Below are 18,949 nucleotides of genomic sequence, written 5' to 3' on the forward strand. Positions count from 1 at the left end.
CTTAACCTCCGGTTACCGGTGGGAAAAATGCAACTTCATCCCCCGCTTTTACTTCAGTATCAAGTGGGACAATAGATTGATTAACAGCAGCAAGTAGCTTTCCTGGCTCTAAAGCCAAATCCCACTTACCATTTTTATCAGCGCCCTCTTCCACGAGATGTGCGCGAATCGCTTCAACCGTTTCAAATTGATCATCTAATTCGACACTGTCGATACCAATCAGCTCACGAGTCTGAGCAAAAAAAAGTACTTTAATCATGATTCCGCCTTGAAGTGTCCAGATTTTCCACCCGTCTTTTCTAGGAGACGAACTTGACCGATAACCATGTCTTTTTGCACCGCTTTACACATATCGTAAATCGTCAGTGCAGCAACAGAAGCAGCCGTGAGCGCTTCCATTTCTACGCCCGTTTTACCTGCAAGCTTACAAACAGATTCAATACGAACTTTGTTTTCTGACTCAATAGCCTCCAACTGAACTTCGACTTTAGAAAGCAGCAGAGGATGACAAAGTGGAATCAAATCCCACGTTTTCTTTGCAGCTTGGATACCAGCAATTCGAGCCGTCGCGAACACATCACCTTTATGATGCTGCCCGGAAACAATCAGTTGCAAGGTTTCTGGGGCCATGTGAACAAATGCTTCTGCACGTGCTTCACGAACCGTTTCAGCTTTTACAGACACGTCGACCATGTTGGCTTCGCCAGACGCGTTGATATGGGTAAATTGAGTCATTATTTTTCCTTCGCTTTTAGGAAAGGTTATACAGATAGGTGCGGCATGAAGTTACAAGGGCGATGGCTTGCATCTAACTGCTGCTTGATGATCTTCGTCCAGCCAGTGCGGCACGCGCCAGTTGAACCAGGCATTGCGAAGATAACTGTATGGTTAGCAAAACCTGCAATTGCACGCGATTGGATCGTTGACGTACCAATTTCTTCGTAAGACACCATGCGGAATAACTCACCAAAACCTTCTACTTCTTTATCAAACAGAGGCTTCAGCGCTTCTGGCGTGCTGTCACGTGACGTGAACCCTGTACCACCAGTAATCATGATCGCTTGGACATTGTCGTCCGCAATCCACTGAGAAACAATTGCGCGAATTTTGTACATGTCATCAATAACAATTTGCTTATCGACAACATTGTGACCCGCTTCTTGAGCGTGTTCAACAAGGTAGCGACCAGAGGTATCGTTTTCTTCGGTACGAGTGTCAGATACCGTTAGAACGGCAATATTTGCAGGTTGAAATTTGCTTTCAGCGTGACCCATGTGTTCACCTATTCTCTTTTAACTTTGATACGTTTGGTATCGATTCTAGAAAAGCGAGGGAAAGCTAGCCTATAAATAAGCTTTCCCTACAAAATTTGAGTTGATTTAGCCGCCGATAGACGCCAGATGTGGCGTCATACCCGTATTACCATCGTGCAAGAAGTGGCTCACCGACTTAGTTTGTAACTGCGCTTGGATGCGTTCAATAAGCTCGCTTTCTTGCTCATCACGTTCCAATAGATCACGCAGTTCTACACCGTGGTCTCCAAACAAACACAGATGCAGCTTACCCATCGCAGAGACGCGTAGTCGGTTGCAGCTCTCACAAAAGTCTTTTTCATAAGGCATGATCAGGCCAATTTCACCCTTGTAATCTGGATGAACAAACACTTGCGCGGGGCCGTCATTATGAGAGCGCACTTTAAGCAGCCAACCGTTTGCAATCAACTGATTACGAATTGCTACGCCGGACACATGATGCTTATTGAATAAATCATCCATCTCACCCGTTTGCATCAATTCGATGAAGCGCAGTTGGATTGGACGATCTTTTATCCAGTTAAGAAACGCTGGCAGCTCGTGATGGTTCAGATCTTTCATCAACACCACATTAACTTTTACTTGCTCATAACCGACCTCGAACGCACGTTCGATACCATTCATGACTTCAGTAAACTTATTTTCACCTGTGATTTGATGGAACATGCGCGGATCAAGGCTGTCCACGCTGACGTTGATGTGAGTTAAGCCCGCTTCACGCCAGTCTGCGACTTGCTTCGCCATGCGGTAACCATTGGTCGTAGTTGCAACTTTTTGGATACCAGGCGTCGTCGCCACTGAGTGGATAATGTCGGTAAAATCTTTGCGTAAACTTGGTTCACCGCCAGTAATGCGCACTTTTGACGTGCCACAATCAGCAAACGCTTTTACGACCCGTTTGATTTCAGGAAGAGATAAAAAAGACGAGTTTTTATTGCCTGAAGGCTTATAGCCATCAGGAAGGCAATAGGTACATTTGAAATTACATACGTCGGTCACAGACAGACGCAAGTAATAGAACTTACGATGAAATTTGTCTTCGAATTGTTGCGCCACGGAACACCTTTCCAAACACGGGAGGCATGGCCATTTCCAATCATGCCCTTGTGACAGTACGCCACTGGCTCAAAACGCTTATCCTCGGACTTAGCAATAGTGAGCTCGGAGTTATGGCAACCAGAGATATGAAACCTCTGATAGCTTTGCGGTGTAAAATACTTAATATTTGTACTGGAATCCAGACTTGAGTGATAAAAAACTCTCTAGAGACACAATTTACCACTAAGTGAGTACCTTTCAAGCACTCCTTAAGATAAATTGTAGCCGTTTTTTAAAAGATTATTAGAAGAACGTAATGAATATCTACACGGATAAAAAAGTGGTCGCTGTTGGCGGTGGTCATGGCTTAGGTCGAATGTTGGCCGCACTACGGGATTTTGGCGGCAATGCAACTGGCATTGTCGCCACAACAGACAATGGTGGCTCAACAGGAAGAATTCGTCACTGCCAAGGTGGAATCGCCTGGGGCGACACACGGAACTGCATTAATCAGCTGATCACAGAGCCGTCGATCAGTTCAATGATGTTTGAATATCGCTTCAAAGGTACTGGCGAGCTTGATGGTCATAACCTCGGTAACTTGATGCTTACGGCGCTCGATAACTTATCGGTCAGACCGTTAGATGCCATCAATCTGATTCGAAACATGTTAAAAGTCGACGTTAACATTCTTCCTATGTCTGAACACCCTTCCGATCTTTCCGCGTTATCCGTGGATGGAAAATGGGTCACGGGAGAAACGAATGTAGACGAGATGGACACCGATTTACGCCGTCTCGATCTATCACCAGAAGTTCCTGCAACTAAAGAAGCAGTGACTGCACTGGCAGAAGCAGACGCTATTATTCTTGGTCCTGGCAGCTTTTTAACCAGCATCATGCCTCCTTTGCTGTTGCCTGAGCTCGGCAAAGCCATTGCCGCCAATGAGAAAGCAAAAGTCATTTTCGTTGCCAACTTGAGTCCAGAGTACGGCCCAGCCGGACGAATGACCATGGCACAAAAATTAGAATGGTGTGAGCGTGCCTGCCAAGGTAGGAAGATAGACGTGGTTCTAGCAGAGGAAACCGAGCAAGAAGTATTGAGCCAGTGGAATGTAGTGACGGAATCGTTAGCTTCGTCGAACCGAGATTGGCGTCACGACCGAGATAAACTCAAGCTCGCTATTGAAAGCCAGCTAAGGCTTTCAATTTAAAAAAGCCCTCTAAAGCTAGGGGATAGCTTCAAGTTTACTCGCTGTCAGCAATGAAAAAACCCTTCACTCAAGTGAAGGGTTTTGTGTAAGAGCCTCATTAGAACAGCGCATTACTGCTGCCAATCACGGTAAGCGTCGCGTGTTTCATGCAAAAGATCGAACATCGTTTTTAACTCGTCTGACTCTTCAGCTAACTCACCTGCTTTGGCTTTTTTATCTATCGACATCGCCAATTGACAAAGACGGTCTGCTCCAAAGCTCGCTGCACTGCTTTTTAACGCGTGACTGATTTCTTTGAGGTAACGCAATCGCTCTGTCCCTTGAAACTGAGATAAATTCTCGATGTAGGTATCCATCTCCCCTAAGAAAATATCGAGTAAAACAGGAACATTATCACTGCCAATCTCCATCGACAGTTCATCGATTTTTTGCTGATTTAATACATTCACACTCATACTTTTTGCCGCTCTTCCTTGCCATTCCAAGCCTGTAACTTGCGGTAAATCGTCGACGGACTGACATCAAGGTATCCCGCCGCTCGGGGGATATTGCCATCACACGCTTCAATCGCTTGCTCTATCGCCATTTTTTCTGTCATCCACAACGGCATAATCTCAGACGCAGTCATCACTTTCGGCTCAATGAATTTCGCCACAGAAGACGGACGGTCAAGCGGTTGATTCAGCGGTGGCGGTAACATATCCAACGTGATTTCTTTACCGTTGTTTAGAACAACGATATTGCGCAGCACGTTTTGTAACTGACGAACGTTGCCTGGCCACTCATAGCTATTAAATCGGTCGATTACATCAGGCGCAAAACGCACGAAGCTTTTTCCTTCTTCGTGCGACATATAGCCTAACAGTGAGTATGCAATTTCAATGACATCTTCACCTCGTTCACGTAAAGGCGGCAAATGCAAAGGAATGACATACAAACGATAGTACAAATCTTCACGGAATCGACCTTCTTGTACCTCTTTCCATGGATCACGGTTAGTTGCACAAACAAAGCGAACATCCACGCTCTTCATTTTTGATGAGCCCACTTTTTGGAACGTGCCGGTTTGAATAAATCGCAGCAATTTGGTTTGCAAATCTAAGTCCATCTCACACAGTTCATCAAGGAAAAGTGTGCCACCATCCGCTAATTCCGCTGCACCCTGACGATCATTTGCTGCGCCAGTAAAAGCGCCTTTCACGTGACCAAACAGCTCACTCTCAATCAAATCTTTTGGAATTGCAGCACAGTTAATCGCAATAAAAGGCTTGTCACCACGCTTGCTTGCCGCATGGATTGCCTCGGCACATACCTCTTTACCCGTACCACTTTCACCAGTGATGAAGATACTCGCTTTACTGCTCGCTGCTGAATCAATCGTGCGGTAAACCTGTTGCATTGTTTGACTACTGCCAATAAAGCCTTGATAACTTTGATTTCCCGGGTTATCAGCCTCGTTTTTTAGCTTAGTCGCTTTACGAATCGCATTGTTAACCGTGACACGTAAACGGTCTGCTTCACACGGTTTGATCAAAAAGTCTTGAGAGCCATGACGCATTGCTTCTACCGCGGTATCGATAGAACCGTGAGCGGTCATAAAAATAATAGGTACGTCTGGATGACTCTTTTTTACAGCGTGTAAAACGTCCATCCCCGTCATATCTGGCAGACGAAGATCGAGCAGAATAAGATCTGGAATTCTATGGTTGAGACTTTCAATGGCATCCCTACCTGTACCGACAATATTGATATCTATACCAAGCGGTGTCAGGTATGAGCGGTACAGTGCCGCAACAGATGCGGTATCCTCAACCATTAAAAGGTAACGAGATTTAGGACCTTCAGATTTTTGTTGCATAACCTAGCTAATATTTTGTTGTGTTTTAAACAATAATCGCATTACGCTTTGCATTTTGCAAATAACATTAGCTAAATTATGGGGAAGAGAAAGGATTCAAAAATAATATCAATTATTTAAAAAATGGCATAAACCATGCTGATAGTTTAGTGACCCCTCGGGTCACCTAGCCAACTGACGTTGTTAGTGAACGAGATGTTCACAAAACAAGCCAATAGACCCGACTGCCTATTGGCTTCTTTTTTTTGCAAGCAATCTAAAACACTTGGCTAAGCTAGATCATTAAGCTTATTTTTAACTATTTGCGATGAACTGCGCTCTTAGTTTTTCAATCTCGTCACGCTTTTGCGCCGCCAATTCAAACTCTAAATCTTGCGCGTGCTGATACATTGCCGCCTCAAGTCGACTGATTTCTTTTTCCAACTGTTGAGGAGACATGACCTCGTATGTTTGCGAAGGCTCCGCCACTTTCGACAACGGTACCTGTTTAGTATTACGCTGACGTTTAGACTTGGTAATATCGCCCAATTCCATAATATCTTTGATATTTCGTTTGAGCGCTTGCGGCGAAATGCCCATTTCTTCATTGTAAGCTTTCTGCTTCTCGCGGCGGCGGTTGGTTTCATCCATCGCCTTTTTCATGGAGTTGGTGATTCGGTCAGCATACAAGATCGCCTTACCTTCAAGATTTCGCGCAGCACGACCAATGGTCTGAATCAGTGAACGCTCGGAGCGCAAGAAGCCCTCTTTATCTGCATCCAATATTGCAACCAGCGAAACTTCAGGCATGTCCAAGCCTTCTCGTAGCAAGTTAATTCCCACCAGCACGTCAAACTCGCCAAGACGAAGATCACGGATGATCTCCACACGTTCTACGGTATCAATATCTGAGTGTAAGTAACGAACCCTAACATCATGTTCGTGCAAGTACTCAGTGAGATCTTCGGCCATTCGTTTGGTCAATGTTGTCACTAGAACTCGCTCATCTTTAGCAGAACGGAGGCGAATTTCAGACAACAAGTCGTCTACTTGGGTCGCCACTGGGCGAACTTCCAATTCTGGGTCAAGCAAGCCTGTTGGACGAACAACTTGATCCGCTACATCGCCTGAAGATTTTTCTAGTTCATAATTTCCTGGCGTCGCAGAGACAAAAATCGTCTGCGGAGCTAACGCTTCAAACTCTTCAAACTTGAGCGGACGATTATCTAACGCAGAAGGTAAGCGAAAACCAAACTCCACTAGCGTTTCTTTACGAGAGCGGTCACCTTTATACATGGCACCAATCTGCGGCACCGTCACGTGAGATTCATCGATGATCAACAAACCGTCATGAGGCAAGTAATCAAACAATGTCGGTGGCGGCTCGCCTTCCGAGCGTCCGCTGAGATAGCGAGAATAGTTTTCGATACCTGAGCAAAAACCTAACTCATTCATCATCTCGATATCGAATTGAGTCCGCTGGCTAATACGCTGTTCTTCCAGTAGCTTGTTGTTGTCTAGAAGCTGTTTTTTGCGTACTTCTAATTCAACCTTAATATTTTCAATCGCTTCAAGAATACGATCTCTTGGTGTCACGTAGTGCGTCTTAGGATAAATGGTGTAGCGTGGTAAATCTCGCTGTTTCACCACACCAGTCAATGGATCAAAAACACTGATGCAGTCAATTTCATCATCAAACATTTCGACACGAACTGCGTCTTGGTCTGATTCCGCTGGAAAGATATCAATCACTTCGCCACGAACCCGAAACTGTCCTCGCTCAAATGCCACGTCATTTCTCGAATATTGTAGCTCTGCCAAACGTCGTAGCATGTCCCGCTGATCAATCACGTCACCGCGACGTAAGTGCAACATCATTTGCAAGTAAGATTCTGGGTCACCCAAACCATAGATAGCAGAAACAGACGCAACGATAATCGCGTCTTTACGTTCCAATAGTGCTTTCGTTGCGGAAAGGCGCATTTGCTCTATGTGAGCGTTAACCGATGCGTCTTTTTCAATGAAAGTATCCGTCGTCGGGACATAAGCTTCAGGCTGGTAGTAATCGTAGTAGGAAACAAAGTACTCCACCGCATTATTGGGAAAGAATGATTTCATCTCGCCATATAATTGCGCTGCGAGCGTTTTGTTTGGAGCAAGTAATATTGCAGGTCGCTGGGCTTGAGCGATAACATTCGCTAGTGTGAACGTTTTACCCGATCCCGTTACCCCCAATAGTGTTTGATGTGCCAGTCCAGCATCGAGCCCCTCAAGCAGCTGCTTGATCGCTCCCGGCTGGTCACCCGATGGCTGATAATCGGAGACCAATTCATAGACTTTACTCATACCCTTCCTCAACTTTACTGCGCTTTGGCTGTATATATATACACCTTAGCCAATGAAATCTACGTCTATTGAAAATTTACCCACCATTGTTAATAAATTTTCTTGTTTGTCTAGAATGCTATAGCCATACAAAACCTACTCTGATATAGTACTTCGCCCTAGCTGAAGAGCCACACCCATTCTTCACATTGCAGTTTCCACAACTTTTCCCCAAAAATTGGCCTAAACACTCTTTATCCCCAAAAGCTAGATTTTTATCCACCTTGAATACATTTTGCTTAACATCAATAAATCTATGTTTTAATTGCATATTCTCTGTATAACTCTGATTAAAAATTCACTAAATAAAAACCAGGTTGCATATAAAAGATCTTTACTCAGATCTCATCAACATAGTTATCCACAAAATTAGTGGATAAGTAACCTCACCCCTTTACGGACAAGCAGTACAGAAAAGTAAAGCCCTTCCCTCAATATTTTTTGCTAAAAATGTATTTTTTTACTGTTGACAGTAGTTTGGTGTAGCCCGTCGCGCGGTTTGAAAAACAAAACCGCACAAAATAAAAAACATAGTCGTTTTCAATTTGCGCGGTTTATAGTTGGAGCTGAATCTCAGCACTCAGCTGCAGGAGCTGAATTTAAACACCTGCTTTTACTAAGTTAACTACATTAACTAGGTTGTTTTCCCGTTGTGGTTTAACGTCTTTATATCCATTTTTACCATAAAAGCGGATAGTGATTTCCTCGTAGTTAGCATTGGCAATTTTCTCAGCCTGTTCGACCGAGATAACATCTCTAACCGTTTCAATCTTTTCATGCTCTTGAGCAGCATCATTCCAAGTACCAACATAACTGTTCTTGGTGCCTGAGATTTTCGCTACCATTTCTTTGCCGACATAAATTTCTGCGCTATCAGAGAAGTTCCACGTTCCATACAAGGTAACGTTAAAGACTTCCGCTATAATTTGGTTACTGTTACTAACCCAAGTAAATTCTATAGTTCGGGACTCAATACCACTCAAGGCGAACATGATGTTCTGGTCATTTGCGGTTGCTTGGACATTGTCTTTTAATTGGTCGTATATACAGGTTATTTGCTCACAGTTAGCCTTTAGCGATTGCTCTGATAAACCACTACCCACACTCATCTGTTTGTAGTCATTTGAAGCACACCCAGCCAAGGCTGCCACTGCTATTAGAAAGGTTGTTTTTTTCATTGTTATCTCTGAATAATTTGATGATTAATTGTTTTTTAATGCGTATATGCAACTACGCAATATCAAAATATCATACTTTTATGAAATAAACCGTACAGGCGCAGCAAAGAACGCCTTTACCACCTCACCTATGCGTTTCCTCTTAAGGACGTAACTACTCCCACCAAGTAACCCCAGGAGCTGGCGGGAGGTTGTTATCGTCTTTAAACATGTCAGCCACGTAGTTGGTAGCTTTAACACTACACTTGGTCTTGTCGTTGTTGATGTTAGGCGTTATAGAGGTAATCACCGCAGGCTCTGAATAGCGAGTTGCATCACCAAACAACCAAAGCGGGGGCTCTATTTTTCCGGTCAGGTCGGGGATAAAGTCAAGCTGGCCACTGAGCATGACCTCTCGGTTACTCACTTTCGTTGCGACAAAAGGCCCATTGCCCGTACCATCATGACGTTGAATGGTCATATAGTGAGACTCACCCACGGTCCATTCTAAATCCCGATCTACGGTAATTTGAGCCACTAATTCATCATTGCTGTTGCGGACCACCTGCCAGTCGACTACTTCTCCAAACTGGCCAAAGTTCGGCAAGTCATCACACAACTCAGCATAGTCAAGGTAGGTGGAATTGAGCGCATCCATTTCAGTGTCAAACGAATAATTGATTTTTTCGCCCTGAGAACGGCGCAGCATTCGCATGCCAATGCGCCAGGCGCGCGTTCTTGAGGTGACGCCTTTAGTAAGCTCCAGCTCTCCCCACTTGGTGATCGCGTTCTTATCGCCAAGCCAACACTTCACACTGTTGGTGGTCCAGTCGGTCGGGTCCATGTAATACACAATTAACCCTTCGTTCTGGTCGGGGTCATACAGTGTGGTGGTGATCGTTAACCCATCTCCTTTCATGACGTCTGGAGTGTACGGTTGACCAGAACTTGTTTTCTCAAACAGTCGCTTAGGCAGGATTTTGCCAATGTCGAAACAAAACTCCGCCATACCCGCCTGCAGGACGGTTTTAAGTGTGGTGTAAATGGTTCCCTCATCGACAAATCCACCATCGAAATACTCCTCGGCTGGCGACCACACGTTTTCGTGCATCCACAGCAGTTCGTCCATATCGATGTCATCATCAGAACCACCAGAATTGTGCACGATATAGCGTATCGCTGGGGCGATGTCTCGGGTTGCTTGCAGCTCTGTGGTCCAGCCCCCCGCCCCATCCGGTACCGGCAGTTTTCGGGTTTGCAATACCTTGATCTTGTTGGTGGCCGACGAGGAAAGATTAGAGTCTGAACGAATAGACATAGCCAGCACAGTGCTGTTCGCGTAACTGGAGGCTGTGGGGAGCTTGCTCTTTAAGCGCATCCACTGCAGCTTATCCAGATACTTGGTGTCATCATACGACTTGGTTTTCCTGACCAGCATAACCTCTGGCCTGATCGCACTTTGCAGCGTGATAGGGTGCGTTTGTCCGACTTGGTCATAACTCTTATCGGTGTAGCTGAATGGGAACACCTGCCAGGTATCGAGTTCCCCTAAATCCGCATCACGGACCCAGACTTCCCAATCGACGGTGTGATTTTGCAACCTGCCTTTGCTGTCGTAGTAGCCCCAACCCGAGCTGCGCAGCATGTCAATTTCAATATAATCGGTGGTATAACCCTCTGGGCATCCGACATAAGGACCCAACTGATAATCTGGCAACGTGTCGCTGGTTACATCCAGAGAAATATTATTGGTATACGTTCCACCTATAAAGCCGGTCCAGTCCTCATCACCAACGCGGATCACGGTCATCCTATAATCAGAATCGGTGGAGACAATCTGGTAAAGACCATCATCCGTACTGGTAGTCGTGATTTTAACCGTCACGCTGGTCGCAGGAGTCAGGCTGGTCACGTCATTGCCATCCGTATCTTTTAAGGTCAACTCCGTATCAGACACGGTCGCCACGGTATAAGTGGAATCATTCGATCCAGCGCCAGATAACTGGATTTCCTGCCCCACGCTGAGGACACTAAACCCTTTACCCACAATCTTATCTGGCAGTGGGTCGCCAGTCGTTTCATCGTTACCAGTATCAACAATCTCGACAATGTCATCAATCAGGACTGATGTGGACGAAATGCCGGTGATGGTAAACGTGGTGCCATCTGCCCAGTTGAGGTTTTTATTTTGCCAGTAGCTCCTCGTCTCATTATCACGATCGCCACCATTATAAACGGTGCGTGTAATGAGCACCTGAACAAGCACGGTGTCGTCACTTAGGATCAGAGTCATGTCAGCATCTTCAGAGCCAAATGACACCGAGGCACTAGGGCCGATAAAATCCAGACCGCTGGTACTGTCCGTCCCGCCGACCTCTTCCGCCGTGTAGATATTTCGATGGGCCTCATGCGTGGTGACGTCATCACCTGGCTCAAACAATTGCCAGTCTACATCGTCACTCAGACGACTAATGGGCGTATTGGCAATGGTGATCCCAGTTGACGATACCTGATAATACCCTTCCCCCACATGCAGCATAACGGCGAGAACCTGCTCATTGTTCTCGTTGTAATACTTATACGGACTGCAAAGATAACTCGGCACTGATTGGTGACGGCCAAACCACTGAGACCGGATGCCCATTAATTCCGCTTTATTCGCCTGAACGTTAATGTCGTAGATATTTTTGCCGGTTGGCACCGTACTAGAGTTTGAACCAAGCTGGTTCATATTGTTCATGGTGTAAACGGAATATGCCGCGCTGATCACCGACACGACTATCATCACCCATTCGACTGGCGTGAATTTTGGAGTAAGCACAACATCAATCGTGTCACCGTCGAGTAAGACTCTGGTTCCCCACTCTTTAGGATTAAATACCTGACCATTGATGGTGGCTACAAAGCGAGGGTTCTTTAATTGATGCCCCGTTGGGCCTTTATCCCAGCCAGGGATATGATGATCGAGATAGGCTTTAAATGTGGGCTCATGAATCTGGTTAATTTCTCGAACCGTTATATCGGCCGCATCAGGATAAACAATCAGGTTGGCCATGTTAGTTTTTCCATTGGTAATACTTGGTCACAGGCTTGAGCATTTCAAACATACTCCGGCGGTGGATAGTGGTTTCGTTGATGTCATCACATGCATGAATAATTCGACGGTCGGGCAGCACCAATCCAATATGCTCCCAGCGTCGGCCTTTGTACTGCGCAGCCAATGCCAGTGGCTTAAACTCACACTCTTCCACATGCTCATGTACGGACCACGCCGCGCGCTGGGTCGTCATGGACTCTTTGTGGCTGATTGCGGGAAACTCTGGCATCAATACGCCAGTGAGTTGGTAATACACCCAACGAACGGAGCCATAGCAATCCCACCCATCCAGATCGCGGCCGCCTGGCACATACGGGACGCGAAGCGCCATGTCGATCACTTCATCGGTATTCATAGCAAACCCTTTTGAGTAGTTACGATATGGTCGCCAGACCAGGGGCGTATTCGACGGTAAACCGTTCACGCGGCCAAGCGGAGTTGCTGAGGTAGCCGATACCAGCAGACACACTGCAATTGGTACGCGTGGTGGCCGCTGTGGTGGCTTTGAATTTTATCGGTTTGCCAGCCGGTGCTGACAAATCCGAGGCCATATAATGTCGCAGGGTAATAAACACATCAGCTCGGGCTTTGCGCGCCGCCTCTATCAGCTGGCGCGCTTCACCGGTGACGTTATCAATACCGAACTGCAATTCCATTTCAGCGCCGGTGGCGGACTTGGGCAAATTCACCGACAACCCTGTAGCTTCAAAGGTCACTTGGGTTTCATCTTCCAAAGTGGCAGTAACATCCTCAAACGCCGAAACCAGATAACGAGTGGCAAAGGCGGTCGAGGATAATTGCAGGGTGATCAGCTTGTCATCAGGTCCGGCACTGGCGTGGTATTGTTTTAGGGCTTGAGACATAGGATAAATCTCATTTTAAGAATGGACCGAACTAGTGAGCATCATGGCGATTCGCTACGCGCCATCAGACATCGATGGCGCGGCGAATGCTAGGTCATAGCTTTTATTTAGTAACTCACAGCGTTCTCGCTGAACATGACACACCAGTTGTACAGCTTATAGGGGTCACCATTAGCATCATTGTAAAGCGACACCATCCCGTCACTGTCTCGCAAACAACCACGCGCGCCATCAATTGGCCCTGTTTTGTCACCCACCTTGCCCAGTGCATAGTTAACCGTTACAGCCTCACCAGGGTCTGACGTTAAGACGAGTCTGACACCTGTACTACCACGCAAAGACACGGACGCAATGCCAACCTCAGAACCATCGCTGACTTTCTCCACTGCAAATCCATAATCACCTGGGTCTGACACAGCGACATTATCAAATACCAATGGCGGCACCGGCACATGAAACTCAATATCAATGAGGGCACCTTGTTGTCTCACTGCTTTCGGAGATAGCGGTTTCCAATCGACTCCGAGAACGCAAACACGATAATGTACCTTGGCAAAATAGTGACCTAGCCATCTTGTGCTGTGTGATGGAAGGTGCACATCATCTGCGTTGTACGTTAAATGATACGTTGGACTGACCAAATAAATATCTGAGTGCTCATTTGATGCCGCTAATTGCGCGAGAGGAACGCCAGGATCGGCGGTGACGTTTCGAACGCAGTGTGATGCCATTTGATACGTCAACAGCGGTACTCTGTGAGATTGTGATATATCTAGATTCCAATCATCAATAAGGGTGGTAAGCGCGTTTTTGTAATATGCTTGAGTGACGGTGTTAGATGAATCAGATTCCCCTTGCAGCCACCAAATCGCCTGATGGACAAACGTTTTTCCTATTGCATTCGAGAGCCCTTGATACAATGAAACTTGCTCGATGCCCCAGTTATAATAGTCAGTCCCTTTGACCAACCCAGCAATTGAATACCCACCGCGAGCATTGTTTGAGGCGAGTTGTTGGCCAGTGGCACCAAGTGCTGTCACGACGTTAGCACCACCGGCAGCAACGGTTTCACCCGGGCCAGATGATATCAAATCAACAAAACTCGTACTGGTCGGGGAAGAGGTGATCCCCTGACTGTCTGCGTTACCGTCATGCTGCCCAGTATTTGGCATAAGGTTGTCATATATCTGGCTAAGTGTTAGATGCGGGGATGAGCCGACACCAACACCCAATGACTGCCCTGAAACTATAATGTGATTGATATCCGCAACAACAGCATTCCTTTCAACTGGAATGACACTTTCAGAAACCTGATCTAAATCTGCTCTAATCGATGTAGTTTGATTGGATAACTGATCGATGTCGGTCTGAACATTTGAGATATCTGTCTTGTTTTGTTCTAGATCAGCAAGCATGGAGTCAAGATCTACCTGTGGGTTTCGGTACTGCCCTTCCAGGTCGTGAGTTAATAGAAATCGGCCATAGTACGTTGTGTGGTCTTCACCATTGTGGTTACAGCGGATCACAAGCCGCTTTGCAAGTGGGTTAGGCGTGATGATCTGATTGTATAGCACATCGTTAACTTCACTATACCCAGGGCTGAATATCGTCCTAGATTCAGAAAGCTCCGTTCCCGACGTGTGTCCACTACCGCCTTCATCCGAGTATTGCAAAACAAAGCACTGCCAACGACCTGTTGTTGTGGCTGGCTTATGATGCAGATAGACTTGAAACACAAAGTCATCCAGTGAATCCAGAGGCACATCATAGTCAACAGTGCCCGAGCCTGTTTGACGAAAACATTTCGTTCCAGCGTAATTCACCACATCAAGCGTTGCAGAAACCGGCGTCCATCGCTCTTTTGTGGTATTACCTGGCTCTTTGATGATATTTGGTAGCGCTGCCTGTCTGTACGGATCTAAATCGTTCCTGATGCCCTCGATGTTGTCATACTTTGACTTTTCCCACGCAGTACCTGTCCAACCATAAAGACCATTGTTAGTTAATGTGCTGTCGTTCCAAACTTCCGCCAGCTCTCCGGCAGGTGGTGCGCCGGCAGTATCCATCGCCGCCTTTGTCTCGTATGTCAGCCGCCCCTGCACCATAGCGTTAATATCAGCCCATCTATCCGCAATATCTTTTGCAATCGACTGAATTAACTCACCGTTATAAGTGGTTGTACTTGAGGCGTCCTGACTCAACTTAACTTTTAGTGCTTCCACTGCTTCGTCAAAAGCGATTAATAAATCAGGGAAATTGGACATTAAGGTAACTCCATCATGGTGGTTTCTAGTTGAGCAATCAGCTCAGCAAAAGTGTTCGGGGCCAGCATGGTGTCTAGCAGAGTACCTTCATCAAGTTGTGGCACTTTCTTGATTTGCACTGTTGCTGTGTACTCCCAGAACTTGGCATTGACTGGTTTGCGCTTGTCTCTAGGGTCTTGGGTGATTAAAACTTCGCATTGCTGCAGGTCATCGCTGAACGGCGTTTTAATATCCATTAAAAACCAGCGACCGAGCAGCCAGTTATCGAGAGCCGATTCAAATAAATTTGCCATGCTGGTTTTCAGCATCCAGGTGGCTTTCATTTCAGATGGCCGGTTCGGTAGCTTTCTGGCGCGTTTTCGTCCGGTGCTAAACTCGGTGACCAATACGCCCGTGGACTGGTTTAAGCTCATATCGGTGAGCAGTGGTCGCGGTAACCCTTCAGGGTAAGAGAACTTAGCCGCCATATTGCTGTATCCTGTATCGGGTTTGCATGACCTGAGCGGTTTGCGTGGATGACGATTGCATTAGCTTGGCGACCTTGATATCTAAGGTGGTCATGTCACCATCACTGGACTGCTCCACAGTACCGGCACGAGAAGCATCCTCAACCAGATTGAGGGTAAGGTATAAATCACTTCCAACATTGTTAGTCGAGCTATTATCAGAACGGTCAACGCCAGAGACATTGACTGATACCGCACTGTCGTTTGCCGCAGGTGCGCTAGCAGATGCAGTCATCGCAGCTCCCATCATGGCTTTCATCTGCTGCATCATATCGACCATCCAGCGGAAGTTATCGGCCTGAGTTGGGTTAAGTACCATCTCGTTTGCTTTAAGTAGCCAAGTACCTTCGTTCTCTCCTGGTACACGGTTAATACCATCGTGGGCTTGGCCTAGAATTCCACTAAAAGCCAGTGCTGATACCGACGCAGCTATAGGAGCAGTGGCAGTTAGTGCTAATGACATTGCTCCTGGAGCCATTAGTGGGCCAGTAATTGGTATTGCAGCGGTAGAGGCATAGGCGTTTAAACCAGCCATCAGCGACATAGCTTGCGCTTGTGTCGACACGGCCATAGCACTCGCAGTCGCCGTTTCCATACCGACAAGCTTTTGAACTAACTGATAAGCAAGCCACTCAGATGCCATACGGCCTAAGGCATTAACAAAGCTTCGGCTCATGCCATCAGCTAAATTAGTCATGGCATCACCCAGATTCTCAGAGTCAAACAACATTCGCTCGAAAGCTGTTCCCATCCCGGAAGAAAAGCTATCTATCGTGTTTGCGGCCAACTGGTCGACATTCATCAGATTGCTTTGCATTGACTCAAGATAACGATCCCAAAAGCCTTGGTTATCTTCTTCTCTTTGCGCTTGAATCTCGTTTTCTATTTCTCGTAAACGAGTTTGGTGGTCAGCTTCCGCGATCTCCTGCTGTAGTCGATACTCTTGTTTCAGTTCAGATAGTATTTCTTGGTTGTTTTGCGCATTAGCAACCGCTTTTTGATAGTGTTCTTCCATATCATCCAAGCGAGCCTGATAGGCGTATTGCTCCTGGATAACCGCTCTGTTTTCGTAATCAGATTCAATCGCTAGCCTTTGCAACCAAGCATTCTCTAATTCGTCGGTTTGAGCGTAAAACGCATCAATTGCGGCAGTGTCTTTTTTGTCCTTTTTAGTCGCTTCTTTAGCGTCGAGCGATTGCGCTTCAAGCATTAGCTTTTTAGCTAACTCTTCATTGATACCCTTGAGAGAACCGTGCTCCAATTCATACTTAAGCTTTGCTGCATGAGTAGTTTGACCATAAAGCGCATTTTGCTTTTGCAGGTTAGCAAGCATCTTATTGGCGGATTCGGTTACCTTTTCGTCTTGAAGATCTTCGGGGTCAGGCTTATCGAGTGGTCGAGTTCGAATTTCGTCGAGTTCTTCTTCAAGACTGATGATTTCTTTACGTAGCTGGCTTTCTTCGCTTCTTAACACCGCAAGCTGCTTGTTGCGTTGTTCTATTTTGTTCGTACCGCGCTGATTATTGAGCGTCTCAATTTTCAGTTGAACTTCAGTCAGCCTAGCCATGCGCTCGGCCATACCTTGGTTAAGTCTCTTGGCTTCGAGCTTATCCATTTGACCAAGCAAGGATTCAATACTTTCGGAGAAACGAACTGTTTCGTCTGCAGCATCTGAATTGGACAACGCAAAATAACCGATAGCCCCTGCCGCCATCATGGCAATACCGGCTGGACCACCCAATATTCCTAATAAAGCAGAACCAGCGCGACTGGCGATATTCAGACGGCTTTGTGCAGCGGCAAGCGCACCTGTCGTAGTCACCAGACGCTGACGAGCTACAGTTAATTGAGACTCTGCCCCGATAGCGCGAAATTTTTGGTTATTCGATTGGCGTAGCGTTTCAAGGTAACGAACTTCAATTTGCTGTTTGGCTGCCAGAGATTTCAGCTCAGCATAATTAGCCTGTTCTTGTTTGTGCGTTGCCGCAATAGCTTGAAGTTTTGCTGTTGTGAGTACGTAGACGGCAGCTGCACCTCGGCCCATCGCAGCAGACATGGACACACCCACAATCGTGGTTACCAAGTCAGCGTTCTCGGCAAGTAACGTTAATGCGCCTGCGCTGCTTTCTGCGAATACTGTGAAGGAATCCGAGATAGGTTGCTCAAACGCGACGACGGCCTGTTGGTAAGCACGGGCCATTTCTGCCGACTTAGCACTAACGTTGTCTGCCGTTCTGGCGGCTGCGCCATCGTAGTCCTGAAGTGCCTTAATCAACGTCTCTTTAAAAAACTGGCTTGTGACCTGCCCGTCAACGATCATCTGACGAAAACCACCTGAGGCTAACCCTGCCGCTTTATCCAGTTTGTTTAGTAAGCCAGGCATTGGTTCAACAACCTGGTTTAACTCTTCAGCTCGGACAATTGGTGAGGCAAGTGCTTGCGACAGGCCGTACATCGAGTTGCCAAGCTGGTCTGTTGTAGCACCAGTCTGGCTTTGTACGTTACTCATGCCTTCAAAGATGTCTCTGACTTGATTCTGAGTAAGCAACCCAGCTTCTTGGAGGCTCGCTAACCTGGCGTAATTCCCCGCCATTGCGATGAGCGTTTTATTGTGGTCTTCAGAAACCTGGTTTAGATACTGCTCCGTTTCGATCCATTCTTGTTGGCCGCCAACGAGGGCAGTGATTTGAGTGCGGATATCCTGGTATTGCGCCAATGAGTCTTTTGCTTGCTGGGCAGCAAACAGAGCAGAGAAGCCACCGGCTAAACCGAGCACCTGATTTTTCAGGCTCCCCATCTCTCCGGTTAGCTTGTCGGATTCTCGACTAAGGCCCGAGAGCTTGCCTTGTGTTTTGCTCGCATCACCACCGAGTTGGTTAACAGCAGTGCCAGCTTGTTTTACCTGACCGATAAACTGCTTGTTTTCAGCGTCAAAGCGCAGGGTGAATTTAAGATCATTGTTCACGTTGGTTCAGCTCCTCGGCCAAGGTTCGGGCGATCACTTTGAGCTTCTGATATTGCTCGGGCGAGTAAGTGGAGTCAGACAACTCCATATCGGCTTTTACGGCCAGCACATCCATACCCAGACATGCGGTGCCGTTAAATTTGAGAAAACCAGGAATGGAAATCCACCACTGCACCACTTCTAGGTGCTCTTCCCACAGTTCAATAGGTTCGTCGTGGGCGTCCTGAATATCCTGAACACCCCACAGTGCTAACTCTTCTTCCCAGCTGTCTTCATCTCTTTTGGTGGCATTACGGCGGCGCATCAACGTG

The 18,949-nt window shown here is 46.7% G+C and carries 16 protein-coding genes and 1 riboswitch; of the genes, 1 reads left to right on the forward strand and 15 read right to left on the reverse strand.

Annotated elements, in window-relative coordinates:
* Position 1: 1 nt before the first annotated feature.
* The 4 genes from moaD to moaA all read right to left on the reverse strand — a co-directional run bounded on the left by moaD (position 2) and on the right by moaA (position 2,369).
* Complete coding sequence (gene moaD / locus L3V30_RS01090) at positions 2-259, reverse strand: molybdopterin synthase sulfur carrier subunit (protein WP_005396646.1); 258 nt, start codon at positions 257-259, stop codon at positions 2-4.
* Positions 256-735, reverse strand: a complete 480-nt coding sequence (gene moaC, locus L3V30_RS01095) for a cyclic pyranopterin monophosphate synthase MoaC (protein WP_152811871.1) — start codon at positions 733-735, stop codon at positions 256-258. The genes moaD and moaC overlap by 4 nt, the downstream gene beginning before the upstream one ends.
* A 26-nt stretch (positions 736-761) precedes the next feature.
* The gene (moaB, locus tag L3V30_RS01100) at positions 762-1,274 is read right to left on the reverse strand and encodes a molybdenum cofactor biosynthesis protein B (protein WP_005396648.1); all 513 of its coding nucleotides are present in this window, start codon (positions 1,272-1,274) and stop codon (positions 762-764) included.
* A 105-nt stretch (positions 1,275-1,379) separates the two neighbouring features.
* The gene (gene moaA, locus L3V30_RS01105) at positions 1,380-2,369 is read right to left on the reverse strand and encodes a GTP 3',8-cyclase MoaA (RefSeq protein ID WP_006742808.1); all 990 of its coding nucleotides are present in this window, start codon (positions 2,367-2,369) and stop codon (positions 1,380-1,382) included.
* Positions 2,358-2,492, reverse strand: a riboswitch (molybdenum cofactor riboswitch). It overlaps the preceding gene by 12 nt.
* Before the next feature lie 175 nt (positions 2,493-2,667).
* Here moaA and L3V30_RS01110 point away from each other — a divergent pair.
* On the forward strand, positions 2,668-3,564 hold the full coding sequence (locus tag L3V30_RS01110; RefSeq protein ID WP_006742807.1) for a YvcK family protein: 897 nt from the start codon (positions 2,668-2,670) through the stop codon (positions 3,562-3,564).
* 110 nt (positions 3,565-3,674) lie between these two features.
* Here the strand turns inward: L3V30_RS01110 and luxU are convergent, their stop codons facing one another.
* From luxU to L3V30_RS01165, 11 genes are all read right to left on the reverse strand, one after another.
* Positions 3,675-4,019, reverse strand: a complete 345-nt coding sequence (gene luxU, locus L3V30_RS01115; RefSeq protein WP_012841577.1) for a quorum-sensing phosphorelay protein LuxU — start codon at positions 4,017-4,019, stop codon at positions 3,675-3,677.
* A complete protein-coding gene (gene luxO / locus L3V30_RS01120; protein ID WP_005396653.1) occupies positions 4,016-5,422 on the reverse strand; it encodes a quorum-sensing sigma-54 dependent transcriptional regulator LuxO in 1,407 nt (468 codons plus the stop codon). The genes luxU and luxO overlap by 4 nt, the downstream gene beginning before the upstream one ends.
* 294 nt (positions 5,423-5,716) lie before the next feature.
* A complete protein-coding gene (gene uvrB / locus L3V30_RS01125; RefSeq protein ID WP_065646646.1) occupies positions 5,717-7,747 on the reverse strand; it encodes an excinuclease ABC subunit UvrB in 2,031 nt (676 codons plus the stop codon).
* 638 nt (positions 7,748-8,385) lie between these two features.
* On the reverse strand, positions 8,386-8,964 hold the full coding sequence (locus tag L3V30_RS01130) for a hypothetical protein (RefSeq protein WP_237308111.1): 579 nt from the start codon (positions 8,962-8,964) through the stop codon (positions 8,386-8,388).
* Positions 8,965-9,118: 154 nt separating this feature from the next.
* Complete coding sequence (locus L3V30_RS01135) at positions 9,119-11,998, reverse strand: host specificity factor TipJ family phage tail protein (protein WP_237308112.1); 2,880 nt, start codon at positions 11,996-11,998, stop codon at positions 9,119-9,121.
* A gap of 1 nt (position 11,999) precedes the next feature.
* Positions 12,000-12,395, reverse strand: coding sequence for an NlpC/P60 family protein (locus tag L3V30_RS01140; protein ID WP_237308113.1), 396 nt, complete (start codon positions 12,393-12,395; stop codon positions 12,000-12,002).
* Positions 12,396-12,414: 19 nt separating this feature from the next.
* Complete coding sequence (locus L3V30_RS01145; protein WP_237308114.1) at positions 12,415-12,903, reverse strand: DUF1833 family protein; 489 nt, start codon at positions 12,901-12,903, stop codon at positions 12,415-12,417.
* A 107-nt stretch (positions 12,904-13,010) separates the two neighbouring features.
* Positions 13,011-15,167 (reverse strand): sialate O-acetylesterase, encoded by a 2,157-nt coding sequence (locus L3V30_RS01150; protein ID WP_237308115.1) that lies wholly within the window; start codon positions 15,165-15,167, stop codon positions 13,011-13,013.
* On the reverse strand, positions 15,167-15,634 hold the full coding sequence (locus L3V30_RS01155; RefSeq protein ID WP_237308116.1) for a hypothetical protein: 468 nt from the start codon (positions 15,632-15,634) through the stop codon (positions 15,167-15,169). Before L3V30_RS01155 ends, L3V30_RS01150 begins: the two co-directional genes overlap by 1 nt.
* On the reverse strand, positions 15,624-18,638 hold the full coding sequence (locus L3V30_RS01160; RefSeq protein WP_237308117.1) for a tape measure protein: 3,015 nt from the start codon (positions 18,636-18,638) through the stop codon (positions 15,624-15,626). Before L3V30_RS01160 ends, L3V30_RS01155 begins: the two co-directional genes overlap by 11 nt.
* Positions 18,628-18,942: a DUF1799 domain-containing protein gene (locus L3V30_RS01165; RefSeq protein WP_141179921.1), complete on the reverse strand. Its 315-nt coding sequence runs from the start codon at positions 18,940-18,942 to the stop codon at positions 18,628-18,630. Before L3V30_RS01165 ends, L3V30_RS01160 begins: the two co-directional genes overlap by 11 nt.
* Between the last annotated feature and the right edge of the window lie 7 nt (positions 18,943-18,949).

It is taken from the genome of Vibrio sp. A1-1, from assembly GCF_021728175.1.
GTDB classification, from domain to species: Bacteria; Pseudomonadota; Gammaproteobacteria; order Enterobacterales; family Vibrionaceae; genus Vibrio; species Vibrio diabolicus.